This window comes from Streptomyces shaanxiensis, from assembly GCF_039537145.1.
Taxonomy (GTDB): Bacteria; Actinomycetota; Actinomycetes; order Streptomycetales; family Streptomycetaceae; genus Streptomyces; species Streptomyces shaanxiensis.
This window is the reverse complement of sequence record NZ_BAAAZY010000009.1, coordinates 166,589-180,594: the sequence shown is the minus strand read 5'-3', so window position 1 is coordinate 180,594 and position 14,006 is coordinate 166,589. Positions and strand designations below refer to the sequence as shown.

General features: G+C 71.5%; 12 protein-coding genes. 7 read left to right on the top strand and 5 right to left on the bottom strand.

Features of this window, described 5'->3' with window-relative positions:
* Complete coding sequence (locus ABD932_RS13865; protein ID WP_345012304.1) at positions 1-756, bottom strand: alpha/beta fold hydrolase; 756 nt, start codon at positions 754-756, stop codon at positions 1-3.
* A gap of 118 nt (positions 757-874) precedes the next feature.
* Here ABD932_RS13865 and ABD932_RS13860 point away from each other — a divergent pair, with 118 nt between their 5' ends.
* Positions 875-1,399, top strand: a complete 525-nt coding sequence (locus tag ABD932_RS13860) for a PadR family transcriptional regulator (protein ID WP_345012302.1) — start codon at positions 875-877, stop codon at positions 1,397-1,399.
* Here the strand turns inward: ABD932_RS13860 and ABD932_RS13855 are convergent.
* A complete protein-coding gene (locus ABD932_RS13855) occupies positions 1,385-2,281 on the bottom strand; it encodes an oxygenase MpaB family protein (RefSeq protein WP_345012300.1) in 897 nt (298 codons plus the stop codon). The two genes, ABD932_RS13860 and ABD932_RS13855, sit on opposite strands and share 15 nt — an antisense overlap.
* A 99-nt stretch (positions 2,282-2,380) precedes the next feature.
* On the opposite strand from ABD932_RS13855, the gene ABD932_RS13850 reads away from it, so the two are divergent.
* The 3 genes from ABD932_RS13850 (at position 2,381) to ABD932_RS13840 (ending at position 5,415) form a co-directional block, all read left to right on the top strand.
* Complete coding sequence (locus tag ABD932_RS13850) at positions 2,381-2,683, top strand: hypothetical protein (protein ID WP_250081073.1); 303 nt, start codon at positions 2,381-2,383, stop codon at positions 2,681-2,683.
* Between the two features lie 135 nt (positions 2,684-2,818).
* The gene (locus ABD932_RS13845) at positions 2,819-3,745 is read left to right on the top strand and encodes a hypothetical protein (protein WP_345012297.1); all 927 of its coding nucleotides are present in this window, start codon (positions 2,819-2,821) and stop codon (positions 3,743-3,745) included.
* Between the two features lie 275 nt (positions 3,746-4,020).
* Complete coding sequence (locus tag ABD932_RS13840) at positions 4,021-5,415, top strand: tannase/feruloyl esterase family alpha/beta hydrolase (protein ID WP_345012295.1); 1,395 nt, start codon at positions 4,021-4,023, stop codon at positions 5,413-5,415.
* A 3-nt stretch (positions 5,416-5,418) separates the two neighbouring features.
* Here the strand turns inward: ABD932_RS13840 and ABD932_RS13835 are convergent, their stop codons facing one another.
* Positions 5,419-5,601 carry a hypothetical protein gene (locus ABD932_RS13835; protein ID WP_126389441.1) on the bottom strand — a complete coding sequence of 61 codons (183 nt, stop codon included), beginning with the start codon at positions 5,599-5,601 and terminating at the stop codon, positions 5,419-5,421.
* A 375-nt stretch (positions 5,602-5,976) separates the two neighbouring features.
* Between ABD932_RS13835 and ABD932_RS13830 the strand changes: the two genes are divergently transcribed.
* The 3 genes from ABD932_RS13830 to ABD932_RS13820 all read left to right on the top strand — a co-directional run bounded on the left by ABD932_RS13830 (position 5,977) and on the right by ABD932_RS13820 (position 11,847).
* On the top strand, positions 5,977-8,856 hold the full coding sequence (locus tag ABD932_RS13830) for a DEAD/DEAH box helicase (RefSeq protein WP_345012292.1): 2,880 nt from the start codon (positions 5,977-5,979) through the stop codon (positions 8,854-8,856).
* Positions 8,853-10,139 carry an SWIM zinc finger family protein gene (locus ABD932_RS13825; RefSeq protein ID WP_345012290.1) on the top strand — a complete coding sequence of 429 codons (1,287 nt, stop codon included), beginning with the start codon at positions 8,853-8,855 and terminating at the stop codon, positions 10,137-10,139. The genes ABD932_RS13830 and ABD932_RS13825 overlap by 4 nt, the downstream gene beginning before the upstream one ends.
* Positions 10,140-10,497: 358 nt before the next feature.
* Positions 10,498-11,847: an esterase-like activity of phytase family protein gene (locus tag ABD932_RS13820; RefSeq protein ID WP_345012289.1), complete on the top strand. Its 1,350-nt coding sequence runs from the start codon at positions 10,498-10,500 to the stop codon at positions 11,845-11,847.
* A 108-nt stretch (positions 11,848-11,955) separates the two neighbouring features.
* On the opposite strand, the gene ABD932_RS13815 is transcribed toward ABD932_RS13820, so the two are convergent.
* Together ABD932_RS13815 and xylA are read right to left on the bottom strand one after the other, a co-directional pair.
* Positions 11,956-12,177: a hypothetical protein gene (locus tag ABD932_RS13815; RefSeq protein ID WP_345012286.1), complete on the bottom strand. Its 222-nt coding sequence runs from the start codon at positions 12,175-12,177 to the stop codon at positions 11,956-11,958.
* A 462-nt stretch (positions 12,178-12,639) separates the two neighbouring features.
* On the bottom strand, positions 12,640-13,806 hold the full coding sequence (gene xylA / locus ABD932_RS13810) for a xylose isomerase (RefSeq protein WP_345012284.1): 1,167 nt from the start codon (positions 13,804-13,806) through the stop codon (positions 12,640-12,642).
* Positions 13,807-14,006: the final 200 nt, after the last annotated feature.

The following is a 14,006-nucleotide window of genomic DNA, read 5'->3' as shown; positions in this document are numbered from 1 at the left end:
TCAGGCCCGCCCGACGACCGCCGCCACGAAGGCGTCGGGGTTGTCGAACATGACGTTGTGGCCGGCGCCGGGCACGGTCACGACACGCACGCCGGCCGCTTCCAGGCCCTTGCTGCCGGGGAGTTCACCGCTGAGCTCGCCCTGGAGGTACACGCGGTCGAGCGTCAGCCCTTCGAGGATGTCGCGCATGATCGGCTCGGAACCGCGCCTCAGCCACGTGGCGCTGCGGTGCAGGGCTCGCGGGTCGGCCAACCGCATGGTCGCCGCCCACAGGGGCCCGACTGCGTCCAGCACGCGCGCGTGCGCGCCGCCGACGAACTCCTCCTCGTCGTAGGCCGTGATCCACGCGCTTCCCGCGGCGGGCGGAGGCGAGGCGTCGAGGTTGGCCTCGGTGAGGACCAGTCGGGAGACGAGGTCGGGCCGACGACGGGCGAGCACGATGGCGACGGAACCGCCCATGCTGTGCGCGATCAGCTCCGCTCCGCTCAAGCCTGCCGCGTCCAGGGCCGCCGCCAGGGCGTCGGCGTGGTCCTCCAAGCGGTAGTCGAAGTCCTCGGGCCGGTCGCTGATGCCGTGCCCCGGCAGGTCGACGAACAGGCTGCGGCGCCCTGCGAGTTCGGGCCGGGCGGCGATGTGGGCGTGGTACACGGCGGAGACCGACCCCAGTCCGTGCACATACACGCGCGCGGGCCCCTCTCCCGGCGCCTCCGTCCAGCGGATGCACCTGCCCTTGCCGTCGAACTCGGCCTGCCTCATCAGCGTCCTCCCCTTGGTGCTTCGGTCGACGCCGGAACGATATACCTCGACACCGATGTATAGATAGAACGATGTATGGCATCCAGGATGTACAGCGGACCTGAGTGAGAATGTGTGCATGCTGGAGCTCGCCATCCTCGGATTCCTCTACGACACCCCGCTCCACGGCTATGAGCTGCGCAAACGCATCGCGGCGCTGACCGGGCACGTGAAGCCGGTCGCCGAGAGCACGCTGTACCCCGCGATCAAGCGGCTGGAGAAGGCGGGCCTGCTGGACCGAGCGACGGAGCCCGGATCGGTGGCCGCTCCGCGTCACGTCCTGTCGCTGACCGAAGCCGGCCGCCGGGAACTGCACCGCCGACTCGCCGAGCCCGACCCGCGCGACATCAGCGACGAGAACCGCTGGTTCACGGTGCTCGCCTTCCTGCGCCACCTGGACGACGCGGCCGCCCAGACAGGCGTACTGCGACGCCGGCTGGCCTTTCTCGAAGAGCCCGCGAGCTTCTTCTACGACGGTGACCGGCCGCTGCGCGCCGAGGAGTTGGACGACCCCTTCCGGCGGGGCATCCTGACCATCGCGCGGGCCACGTCCCGGGCCGAACTCACCTGGCTGCGCGAGACGATCGCCTCACTCGGCGGCTGACCCGTCGGTGCGCCGCACCGGGCAGCCTCGGACGCCGGGCACGGGGGTGGTGCCGAGTTCCTCGAGCCGGTAGCCGTCCGGGTAGCCCTTGATCTCCCGGTTCTGGCGCGCGTAGTGCGGTGCACGACGCGGCGGCAGCAGACGCACCACACGCCCACGCGCGCGTACCGCACGCCGGACGAGCGCGCGGGTGGTGGCGCTCGGCGCGGGGTAGCGGAAGGCCTTCAGCAGCGATTCGTCGAGCAGGGCGAGCGTCGATCTGCGCAGGAGGGGGGCGAGGGGGCGCGGATACCAGGAGGCCATCAGGTCGATGGTCGAGTCGGAGACCCGCCGGGCGCCCTCGTCCCAGCCGAAGTGGGCCTCCTCATAGGTGTCGAGGCAGGCCTCGAACTCCTCGTAGGTCTCGGGTGCGCCCTCGATGCCCATATGCCGGCCCAGTGTGCGGTAGTGGACGGCGAAGGCCACCATCTCGTGGCGCGACAGCCTGCGCCAGCCGTAGGCGTCGATCCATCGCTTGGGCATCACGACGAACGTGCACAGCACGTAACGCATGTCGTCGTTGCTGATGTCGTAACTGCGGTGCATCTGGTTGATGCGACGGATCGCCGTGCGGCCCTGCTCGCTGTCGAAGCCGTGCTCGACGACGGCGTCGAGGAGCAGCGAGGTGTCGTCGTAGCGTTTCTGCGCCCGGTCCGTGAGTTCGGCCGTCTCGGCGAGGAGCCGGCCGATGGCGGGTACGGCGTAGGTGCGGTAGAGCGCCAGCTCGAGTGCCCGGGTGAAATCCCAGGGGAACTCGTACGTCGCGGTGAGCCGGTAGATCTCCGAGGCCTCGCGGATCGGGTCCATCCGCCGGATCTGTTCGAGCCGCTCGAAGCGCTTCACAGCGCCGTCCCCCTTCTGCCGCCGAGACTCCAACTCTACGTTGATTAAGGGAAGATGAACGATCAGTCAGGTCAGCCACACAGGGGGAAGGCGGTCACTATGTGGGGCAGGGTGCGCAAGTCCAGTGCGAGATTTCTCCGTTCCTTGCGCGCGGAGTCGGACACCGGCAAGGGCAAGGACAGGCGCACGCACAATCTGTTCGAGGCCGCCGCCGTGTACGTGTCGGCCTGCGCGGAGGACGACCAGGAGCAGATCGACGAGGCCGCGGGCTGGGTGTCTCCGGAGGCGCTCTCGTTCGGGGTGAGCGAGCTGGCGTGCCGGGCCGTCATCGCACTCGCCCGGGAGCGCGACGAGTCGCCGCAGACCGTCGCCAGGTCCCTCCTGGGGCTCCCGGCGGCCTGACACCGCGCACATTCACGGTCGATTCGCCCCGTCCGGTAGGAAAACTGCAGCTCCGAGTGTGTCTGGGAGTCGTGACAAGCGGCTTCCGGGCGCACTAGGGTGCGCGCCGATGGACGAACCGATGGGGAGGCTGGGATGGCCGGGACGGACGAGGAGGCCGTCGCCGCCGCGGACGATGCGCTGTACGTGCTCACGGCGGTGCTGCTGACGCCGGCGCAGTTCCCGAGCGTGCTGGGCGACGACTATCCGGAGGCCTGCGCGGCGCTCGGCCTTGCGCCGCTCGCCGACGGGTACGGCCTGGTGCTCGGCCAGGACGGTGAGGGCGCACGATGGACGGTCGTCATCGACGACGTCTCCTTGGTCGCCGTCGCCATCGCGTCCTGGGACTGCGGCATGGAGTACGACCTGTCGCCGGACGAACGCACGGTCGTGGCCGCTCTGCCCGGATGGCCCCTGGCGCTCGCCGTAGCCGCCCCCAACGTCCCCGCGCCGCACGATCCCGACCCGGACGCCGCGGACGGTCCGCTACTGGCGCCGCCGGACACAAGCGTCTGGGGCCCCGCACAGCGACGCCTGGGCGCCGACGAGATCGCCCTGCAGTGGGCGACGTGGCGGGATCAGGTCAACGACGCCAACTTCGCGAGGCCGGGCGACGGGGCGGGGGCCTCCGCAGACGAGGACGGGAGCGAGGGCGAGGGCTCAACGGACGAGGGCGAGGGGTCAGGCGAAGGCAAGGCCCAAGAGCAAGGGCCGGGCCAGGGTGAAGACGCCGCGAAGGCCCAGGGCCAGGGAGGCCACAGCGGCATCCGGCGGGTCCTCGCCGAGGCACGCGCGTACGTGGAGTCCCCGCCGCCCCTCGGCCGCGTCCGGTCCGCCTTCGCCCCGGGCGACGCGCGGACCCTGCGTGCGGACGGCCCCGGCTGGTCGCTCGTCGCCAGGACCGACGACATCGCGTTCGTGCTCCTCGACGACGAACCCGGCGAAGTCCTGCCGGTGGGCCGTGGACCGGAGCTGCCCGGGCTTCTGGAAGCGCTCGACAAGATGGCCGTACGGCCGAGCTGAGGCACATGCCCGGGCGACAGACACCGGCCCCGGAGGCGGCGGCCTGGGTCCGGCGAGATCGAGAGGGTGCGGGGCGGCTGGGGCGCCCATAGCGGCAGGGTGTGCGAACCCCGACGCCTCGCCCCGGTAGCCGACCTGGGTCGACCCCCCACCCGACGGCGACGTTCCATGTGGCCCCAACCCATGGAAGGCACGGAACCGGACCCGCACCATGAGGCAGCCCGCGGCTCGGCTCTGTCTGCTGTGCTCCGTCCCCCGCCTTCCAGGAGGCTGCCATGCGCCTGTCCCGAGGTGTCCCGTTCGTCGCCGCCACGCTGCTGGCCGGCGCCCTGAGCTGGCCCACTCCCGTAGCCGCAAAGGGAGTCGGTGAGCACCACTGCACCCACCAGGAACGCGTACGGGTACCCGGCGCAGCCTTCCAGCAGAGCGCCTGCCTCCCGGATCTGACCACGGACGGACTCGCCGGCACGCCCTACACGGACATGGCCGACCAGGCCGGGCTGACGGCTCGGGGCACCCGGACACCGACCGGGGCTCCCGGGATCCAGATCGACGGACACTTCCCCGACTCCTCCCGCTTCAACGCGACGCACGGCTGGCGCCACGACGCACAGTTCGTGATCCGGCTGCCGGACCGATGGAACGGCGGGCTGGTCGTCACCGGTGCTCCTGGCACCCGCAGGCAGTACGCGACGGACACGGCGATCTCCGACCAGGTGCTCGCGCTGGGCTACGCCTACGCCGCAACCGACAAGGGCAACAGCGGCGCCGACTTCTACCGCGACGGCAAGCGCGCCGGAGACGCGGTCGCCGAGTGGAACGCACGGACCACCGAGCTCACCCGAGCCGCCCGCAAGGCAGTGGCCCAGCGCTACGGGCACGCTCCCCGCCGTACGTACATGACCGGTATCTCCAACGGCGGCTATCTCACCCGCTGGCAGTTGGAGAACCACCCCGACCTGTACGACGGCGGCGTGGACTGGGAGGGCGCCCTGTGGACCCCGGACGGCCCCAACCTGCTCACCTCCTTGCCCACGGCAGTGGCACGCGTCCTCGGCGGCGCGCGGGACGAGGACCTGTACGCGGCCGGTTTCGCGCGTGGCTCCGAGTTCCTGTGGCCATACCACGAGCAGGCCTACTGGGGAGTCACGCAGAAGATCTACCGCGCCGAGTTCGACCCGGCGTACGACCCCGACTGTCCCGGACCGTCCGCCGGGAGCACGCCGGAGCGAATCCTGGCGCCGTGCGTGTCCGATGCCGCGTACGACTACGCGTCGCGGCCGGCGTCCGTCCGTCGCGCGGTGGCCCGCGTCGCTCTGACCGGGCACATAGGCAGACCGCTGATCACGTTGCACGGTGATCTGGACGCGCTGCTGCCGAAAGCCGCCGACTCGGACGTGTACGCGCGCATGGTCGACGCGAGCGGACGGGGACCACTGCACCGCTACTTCACGATCGCGGGCGGCACCCATGTCGACGGGCTGTACGACACCTATCCGGACCGGCTCCGGCCGATCCTTCCCTGCTACCGGTCGGCGTTCGACACGCTGGTGTCCTGGGTGGAGCGAGGCACCCGACCGCCCGCGGACCGTACCGTCGGCAGGCCCGCGAACGGCGATGTGCTCAACTCCTGCGCGCTGTCCACCCCGGTCGCACCGACTGCCGGGTGAAGGTCAGCGACCGAGTTCCTTGCGCGTGGCACGGCGCAGCCTGCGCCGCTGTGACGGGTCGAGCGCGAGGTACGCGGCGGCCGGGACTCCCAGGACTATCAGGAGCGCGGCCCACCAGGGCAGCCAGATCAGCAGAATGATGCCCGCCGCCACACCTCCCGCGGCGATCTTCGCGTTCTTCGACATGTGCGTCGCCTCCTTCGCGGCCACTGCCGCTCTCTGTCCTGAAAACGGGTCCGCGCTCCCCGCGGTTCCGGACCGCGACCCTGAGACGACCCTGAGGTGCGGCCCCTACTGGTCATGGAGATCCGGCGACGGCCGATGAGCGGTCGCCGAACGGAGTGCCGACGTCGGGACGGGGCACCGGGCACCGGACTCCCGGCTCCGGACCTCGAGCACCCGGCTCCCGGCTCCGGGCTCCGGGCTCCACACAGGCGAGATACCCGCACCCACCGTTGAGTGACCCAAGTCACGACGCGGAGATGCCGGGTATGCCGTCGACGTGCTGTATCCTCGGCCACTCAACCGCGAGTAGTCAAATTTGAGGAGTGTCACAGAGCTGTGCCGAGGCTTTCCGAGGCAACACCGTCCGAGATCTCCGAACTGGCATCCTGCTGTGCCGTTTTCGTACCCGGTGATCTTGCCCGCACCGCCCGGTTCGCCTTCTGGCGAGCCGATGGCGACGCGGCTCCGTTCGTCGCGTCCGGATCCGTCGACGAGCGGGCCGTCGCCCTGCCGGTGGAGGACCTGACCGTCGCACTGCCCGGCGAGGCCGGCGCCGAGCTGGTGAGCGTGACCGCTGTCGTGTTGCCGGTGCGCGCCGCGCTGCCTGTGCTCACGCGTGCGCGTGCCGACGCGCAGGCTCACCGAGCGGCCACTTTCTGGGGCGCCGCCACGGTGCTGGCCCTGCAGTTCGTGGCACGCGGTCTGCTGTTGCCCGGCCTCTCGGCGACCGATCATGACGCCTGGCGCGCGGGCCCCCTGCGGCCGGAGGACGTCGAACGCGTCCGCGCCCTTGCCGCCGCGATGCCGCCCGAAGCGCACGCCGTGCCCCTGGACGACGTCGAGCCGCTGCGGTTGCCGAACCCGGAGCGACTGCTGCGGGCCTTCCTCGACGCGGTCGCCGACGCGCTGCCCCGCTCCCCCGCCGCGCCACTGGTGACGGGCGGGCCGGCCTATGCGGCGCAGGAGCCGCAGCGGCTCCCCGAACAGCGCGCCTGGGCCGCCGATGTCGCCGCCGGCCACGACGCGGGCGTACGGCTCTCCCTGCGGCTCGAGGTCCCTGCCCTCGCCACCGCGGTGGCGGATGATGCGGCACTGTCCTTCCGGGCGGTGCTCCAGGTGCACAGCGTGAGTGATCCGACACTGGTCGCGGATGCCTGCGACGTGTGGGCGGGGTCCGGCGCCTTCGGTCCACGCGCGCGGATGGACGCCCTGTTGGCGCTTCGCCGGGCTGCGCGCGCGTGGAACCCTCTCACCCCGTTGCTCTCGGCGGCCGTGCCGGACGCCGTGGAACTCGCCGACGAGGAGGTGACCGACCTCCTGGGCGAGGGCGCTCGGGCCCTCGCCGGGGCCGGCGTCGAGGTGCACTGGCCCAAGGATCTGGCCCGCAAACTGACCGCACGCGCGGTCATCGGCCCGCCGGACGACGAGTCCGCCCCCGGCAGGGTCTCCTCGGACACGCCCTCGTTCCTGTCCGCCGACGCGCTGCTCGCCTTCAACTGGTGGTTCGCGCTGGGCGACCAGCGGCTCACGCGTGAGGAACTGGATCGCCTCGCCGAGTCGAACCGCCCTGTGGTGCGGCTGCGCGACCAGTGGGTCCTCGTCGATCCTCAGGAGGTGCGACGCGCCCGCGCGCAGCAGGACCACAAGGTGACGCCCATCGACGCGCTCGGCGCCGCCCTGACCGGCTCCACCGAGGTCGACGGCCGCCAGGTCGAGGTCCGGCCCACGGGGTGGCTGGCGGCCCTGCGCGAGCGGCTCGCGGAGCCCGAGGGGCAGGAGCCGGTCGGTCAGCCCGCCGCGCTCGCGGCCTCGCTGCGTGACTACCAGCGACGAGGTCTGAGTTGGCTGGCCCGCATGACGTCCCTCGGCCTGGGTTGCTGTCTGGCCGACGACATGGGCCTCGGCAAGACGATCACGCTCATCGCGCTGCATCTGCACCGGCAGTCGGACGCCTCGTCCGCCGGTCCGACGCTGGTGGTGTGTCCGACGTCCCTGATGGGCAACTGGCAGCGCGAGATCGAGAAGTTCGCGCCCGGCACGCCCGTGCGTCGCTTTCACGGGTCGCGGCGCGACCTGGCCGACGTGGCGGACGGCGAGTTCGTGCTCACCACGTACGGCACGATGCGCATGGACGCGCGCCGGCTCGCCGAAGTGCCGTGGGGCATGGTCGTGGCGGACGAGGCACAGCACGTGAAGAACCCGTACTCGGCGACCGCGCGGGAGCTGCGCTCCATCGGCGCACGCGCGCGCGTGGCGCTCACCGGCACTCCCGTCGAGAACAACCTGTCGGAACTGTGGGCGATCCTCGACTGGACGACCCCCGGGCTGCTGGGTCGGCTCGGCACCTTCCGCACCCGCTACGCGCAGGCCGTCGAGGGCGGCCAGGACCCGGCCGCCGCCGAGCGCCTCGCCCGGCTCGTGCGCCCGTTCCTGCTGCGCCGGCGCAAGTCGGATCCGGGGATCGCGCCGGAACTGCCGCCGAAGACGGAGACGGATCGTGCCGTGTCCCTCACCACGGAACAGGCGGGTCTGTACGAGGCGGTGGTCCGCGAGACGCTCGCGGAGATCTCCGGGGCCGACAGCATGGCGCGCCGCGGCCTGATCGTGAAGCTCCTGACGGGCCTGAAGCAGATCTGCAACCACCCTGCGCAGTTCCTCAAGGAGGAGCGACCGCGGATCGCCGGGCGCTCGGGGAAGCTGGAGCTGCTGGACGAGCTGCTCGACACCATCCTCTCCGAGGGGGCGAGCGTGCTGGTCTTCACGCAGTATGTGCGCATGGGCCGCCTCATCGAACAGCATCTGGCGGCCCGTGGCACGCCTTCGCAGTTCCTGCACGGCGGAACCCCTGTGGCCGAGCGCGAGACCCTCGTGCAGCGCTTCCAGGACGGTGAAGTGCCCGTCTTTCTGCTGTCGTTGAAGGCGGCGGGCACCGGCCTGAACCTCACCCGTGCCGAACATGTCGTGCACTACGACCGCTGGTGGAACCCCGCCGTCGAGGCACAGGCCACCGACCGCGCCTACCGCATCGGCCAGACCCGGCCCGTGCAGGTGCACCGGCTGATCGCCGAGGGGACCATCGAGGACCGCATCGCCGACATGCTGAGCCGCAAGCGGCAACTGGCCGACGCGGTGCTCGGCGCCGGCGAGGCGGCGTTGACCGAGCTGACGGACGCGGAGCTGGCCGATCTGGTTCAACTGCGAGGGGGCGCGCGATGACTCGACACGAAGGTGACCTGGAGCGCACGTTCGCCGCGCTGCCTCCCGCGCGTGGGAAGGGGTTCGCGCAGACGTGGTGGGGTCAGGCCTGGCTGAAGGCGCTGGAGGAGACGGCGCTGGACACGGAGCAGCTCAAGGCCGGCCGCAGGCTCGCGCGCGCGGGAGCGGTCGGCGCGGTGTCGGTGCGTCCGGGGCGGATCACGGCCGTCGTGCAGGGCCGTGACCGTACGGCGCACCGGGCCGACGTACTGCTGGAGGAGCTGTCCGCGGAGCAGTGGGACCGCTTCCTGGACATGACCGTCGAGCGGGCGGGGCATGTCGCCGCGCTGCTGGACCGTGACATGCCACCGCACCTGGTGGAGGACGCGGCCGCAACAGGCATCGAACTGCTGCCGGGCATGGGCGATCTGGAGCCGGAGTGCGGCTGCGGTGCCTGGGACCACTGCGGGCACACGGCGGCCCTCTGCTATCAGGTGGCACGGCTCCTGGACCAGGATCCGTTCGTCCTCCTGCTGATGCGCGGGCGCGGCGAGCGCGACCTGCTGGACGACCTCCAGGCCCGCAGTGCAGCGCCCGCCGACACGCCGGCCGAAGCGTCCTTGCCGGCGGAACCGGAAGGTGTCGATGCCACTGAGGCGTACGCCACCGGCGACATCCTGCCGCCGCTGCCCGCCCTGCCCGAGCTGCCCGCCGAGCCGGGAGTGCCGCCGTCCCTGGACACGGAGACTCCTCCCGCGCCCGGCGTCGATCCGGCCGCCCTGGAGTTCCTGGCCGCCCGGACGGCCGCCGAGGCGCACCGCCTGCTCGCGGAAGTGCTGCGCACCGGCCCGGAACGGCACGCCGTGGACGCGGAGTTGACGCCCGCCCAGGACGCGGTGCGCCTCGCCGCCGGTTCCCCTTCCGAGGGCCTGGCGGAGCGGCTGGCCGACGGCTCGGGGCGCGGCCGGGAGGGGATGGCAACGGCCGTACGCGCCTGGCGGCTGGGAGGCGTCGCCGCGTTGTCGGTGCTGGACGAGGAGTGGATCGTCCAGGGCGAAACGCTCGCACGCGCGCGTGCCGCTCTGGAGTCGGCCTGGGACGAGGACGAACGGCCGTCCTTGCGGGCGAAGGGCAACCGCTGGACGGTCGCCGGCGCGGCGCGCCAATTGCGCCTGGGGCGCGACGGACGCTGGTGGCCGTACCGCAAGGAACGCGGCCGCTGGGTGCCCGCCGGAGGCCCTGCGCAGGATCCGGCGACGGCGCTGGCCTCGGCGGAACTCCCATCCGAGGAAAGGACGTTGTAGGGGCGGTAGGACCGGGAGGCCGCCGGGGAGCCGCCGGACGGGCCGGGGCGACGACGGCACTCGCCGCCGCGTGAGCGAGCGCCGAATCGCGGCTGGGTTGACCGGCATGAGGTACTGCGACCCGGACGTCCTCACCGTCGGCGCCGTCCCGGCCTACGGGCCATGCTGGCGCTGTCGGACGGCGGCCAGGTGGACGGCTCCGTCACAGGCTGGATCACCTCGGCCCCGTTCCGCACCGGCCACTCGAATGTCGGCTCGACGAGCGTTCGACTCACCGCGTTCACCTCACGGTCGCACGCGGTTCCGCGCGGGCTCCAAATCTGGCCACTGTCAGCGAACTTGGTCCTCAGGAGGCCCGATGTCCCCGCACGCCACCGGCCGGCGCCGCGCCCACCGTTTCGTCGCCGGGGTCGTACCCCTCGCCGTGAGCGCGGCCCTCGTGGCCGCCGCCGGGCCCGCCTCCGGCACAGCGGACGCGGACGGCAAGGCGCGCGTCGTGCACACGGCGACGCTGGGCGACATCCCCCTCGGCGCGTTCAGCAACGCACTGCTGCCCGGCACCGTGAGCGACGACCGGGGCGTGGACCTCGGCGGCATCGGCAGCGACATCTACCCGACGGGCCGCAAGGGCGAGTACTGGACGGTCACCGACCGCGGTCCCAACGGCCAGATCAAGGTGGACGGCACGAAGCGTCGCACGTTCCCCGTGCCGGGCTTCGATCCGGCGATCGTGCGGATCCGGGTGTCGGGAGGCACCGTGCGGGTGCTGGACGCGATCCCGATCACGACCAGCTCCGGGAAGCCCGTCACGGGGCTGTCGAACCAGCAGGGGCGCGACGAGGCGCCGTACTCCTACAACGCACGAACCGCTCTGACCTACAACCCGAACGGACTCGACACCGAGGGCATCGTGCGGGCCGCCGACGGGAGTTTCTGGCTTGTCGACGAGTACGGTCCGTCCCTTGTGCACGTCTCCGCGCGCGGGAAGGTCCTCACGCGCTACGTGCCCGAGGGGCTCGGCCTCACCGGCACCGACTACCCGGTGGTGGAGGCGCTGCCGTCCGTTCTGCTGCACCGGAAGACCAACCGCGGCTTCGAAGGACTGGCCCAACTGCCCGGCGGCGACCTGGTGATGGCCGTGCAGAGCCCGCTGTCCCTGCCGGACACCGATGCCGGGGAGGCGTCGCGGACCACGCGGCTGCTGCGGTTCTCGCCGAAGAAGAAGGCGGTCACCGCGGAGTACGCGTACCGCTTCGACCCGGTGAACGTGGTGGACCCGAGCGAGGACGACACCTCCGAGCTGAAGATCTCGTCGGTCGTGGCCGTGGGCGGGAACCGGCTCCTGGTCGAGGAGCGCACCGACAAGGCGGCCCGGCTCCAGCTGGTGCGCCTGGACCCCGCGTCGAACATCCTGGGCGGTCCCTGGGACGACGACACGACGTCTCCGTCGCTCGAGCAGCTCGACGACCCGGCCGCCTCGGGTGTGCCCGTGCTGTCCAAGAAGCTGGTCGTCGACCTGGGCACGGTCGCCGGTGTGCCCGGCAAGATCGAGGGCATCGCGCGCGTGGACCACGACACCCTGGCGCTCATCAACGACAACGACTTCGGGATGACGGACGGCGAGGCCGCCTTCGACGCCCAGGGCCGGCTGGTCGACAGCGGCGTGGAGACGTCGGTGGTCTACGTGCGGCTGCCGCACGGCATCTGACAGCCGCTCACGAGAGCGGCTCAACTGCAACGAGCAGCGGCACACACGCGTGGCCGATGCGGAGCATCACGCGTGTGTGCCGTGCGTCAACGCCCAACGGGGCTGCACCTACGGCAGTTCGTCCGCCAAGGACGGAATCAGCGACTCGAGATCGCTCGGCAGGTCACTGGGCAGTTCGGTGGGGAACCCCGACGGCAGCGATGTCGGCAGTTCGCTCGGCAGCCTGCTGGGGAGCTCGGTCGGGATGCTGAAGGACGGCCTGGGCGTGCCACTCGTGCTGGTCCCTGCGGACGGATTCTCCTCGGGCGAGTCGTCGCTTCCCGAGGCCATGAGGACCACGGCAACCACGGCTCCCACGACCACGATCGCGGCGAGCAGGATGAACAGCGGGTTGCGCCGCCGCCTCGGTCCACCGCCTTCGTCGGGCGGTTCCGGCGGCGGCCAATCGCCGTACGAGGGCGGGCCGCTGTCGCCGGGAGGGGGACCGTAGCCTCCCGGGGTCCCATAACCCCCGGTGGGAGGCGGTCCGAAGCCACCGCCCGGAGGCGGCGTGTCACCCGGCGGTCCGGGCGGCTGAGGCGGTACGGGCGGCATGGCCATACCCCCCAGAGTCGCCTCATAACCGTCAGGAGGCGACCCCTACATGTGAGTTGATACGCGCCCGGACCACGGATCACATGATTCCGGGACAGTTCGCGCGCACACCGGCCGGCACCCTGTACCGCATGCGACCCGGCCCTGAGCAGGCGGGTCACACGCGGCAGGGCGGCGACAGGGCACGCGCGCGTGGCCTCAGCCGCGGGCGCCCAGCAGATGGTCCATCGCCAGCTGGTCGAGGCGCTCGAACGCCATCCCGCGCGCGGCGGCAGCGTCGGCGTCGAACTCCTCGAAGGCCGTACGGTCCGCGAGCAGCGCCTTGAGGCCGTCGGCAGCGGTCGGCTGCGCCAACTCGTCCAGGCGCGAGGCACGCAGGGCCTCCTGGACCTCCGGGTCGGCACGGAACGCGGCCGAACGCTCCTTCAGGATGAGGTAGTTGCGCATGCAGCCCGCTGCCGACGCCCACACGCCGTCGAGGTCCTCCGTCCGCGGCGGCTTGAAGTCGAAGTGGCGGGGCCCGGTGTAACCGGCGCTCTCCAGAAGGTCGACCAGCCAGAAGGCGGCGCGCAGGTCACCGGCGCCGAAGCGCAGGTCCTGGTCGTACTTGATGCCGGACTGGCCGTTGAGGTCGATGTGGAAGAGCTTGCCCGCCCACAGGGCTTGCGCGATGCCGTGCGGGAAGTTGAGCCCGGCCATCTGCTCGTGGCCGACCTCGGGGTTCACGCCGTACAGCTCGGGGCGCTCCAGGCGCTCGATGAACGCCAGCGCATGGCCGACGGTGGGCAGCAGGATGTCACCGCGCGGCTCGTTCGGCTTGGGCTCGATGGCGAACTTCAGGTCGTAGCCCTGGGAGGTCACGTACTCGCCGAGGAGGTCGAAGGCCTCCTTCATGCGGTCGAGAGCCACGCGCACGTCCTTGGCGGCGCCGGACTCGGCGCCCTCGCGGCCGCCCCAGGCGACGTACGTCTGCGCACCCAGCTCGACCGCGAGGTCGATGTTGCGGATGGTCTTGCGCAGGGCGTAACGGCGCACGTCGCGGTCGTTGGCGGTGAACGCGCCGTCCTTGAAGACGGGGTGCGTGAAGAGGTTGGTGGTGGCCATCGGCACCTTCATGCCGGTGGCGTCGAGGGCCTCACGGAAGCGCTTGATGTGCGCCTCCCGCTCGCTGTCGGAGGACCCGAAGGGGATCAGGTCGTCGTCGTGGAAGGTGACACCGTGGGCGCCGAGCTCGGCCAGGCGCTGCACCGTCTCGACCGGGTCGAGGGCACGGCGGGTGGCGTCGCCGAAGGGGTCCCGTCCCTGCCAGCCGACGGTCCACAGGCCGAAGGTGAACCTGTCCTCGGGGGTGGGCTGGTAGCTCATGCCGCGGCTCCTTGCTTGCGGACGACTGCTTGCTACGACTCGCTACGACTATTTCGTCATGGCGGTTTACAAATTAGTATGCCGACGCGTCCCTGGGAAGGGACAAGATGTCCCCGAAGGGGTGAGGTCCGGGTCGTGGTCATCCGGGGCACCCTGGAAACAGCAGGTCAGATCCCGCAGAGCCGCGGAAAAGGGAGAAC

Coding starts and splice junctions, on each gene's coding strand:
- ABD932_RS13865 (WP_345012304.1), bottom strand. CDS start 756: ATGAGGCAGGCCGAGTTCGACGGCAAGGGCAGGTGCATCCGCTGGACG.
- ABD932_RS13860 (WP_345012302.1), top strand. CDS start 875: ATGCTGGAGCTCGCCATCCTCGGATTCCTCTACGACACCCCGCTCCAC.
- ABD932_RS13850 (WP_250081073.1), top strand. CDS start 2,381: ATGTGGGGCAGGGTGCGCAAGTCCAGTGCGAGATTTCTCCGTTCCTTG.
- ABD932_RS13845 (WP_345012297.1), top strand. CDS start 2,819: ATGGCCGGGACGGACGAGGAGGCCGTCGCCGCCGCGGACGATGCGCTG.
- ABD932_RS13840 (WP_345012295.1), top strand. CDS start 4,021: ATGCGCCTGTCCCGAGGTGTCCCGTTCGTCGCCGCCACGCTGCTGGCC.
- ABD932_RS13835 (WP_126389441.1), bottom strand. CDS start 5,601: ATGTCGAAGAACGCGAAGATCGCCGCGGGAGGTGTGGCGGCGGGCATC.
- ABD932_RS13825 (WP_345012290.1), top strand. CDS start 8,853: ATGACTCGACACGAAGGTGACCTGGAGCGCACGTTCGCCGCGCTGCCT.
- ABD932_RS13820 (WP_345012289.1), top strand. CDS start 10,498: ATGTCCCCGCACGCCACCGGCCGGCGCCGCGCCCACCGTTTCGTCGCC.
- ABD932_RS13815 (WP_345012286.1), bottom strand. CDS start 12,177: ATGGCCTCGGGAAGCGACGACTCGCCCGAGGAGAATCCGTCCGCAGGG.
- xylA (WP_345012284.1), bottom strand. CDS start 13,806: ATGAGCTACCAGCCCACCCCCGAGGACAGGTTCACCTTCGGCCTGTGG.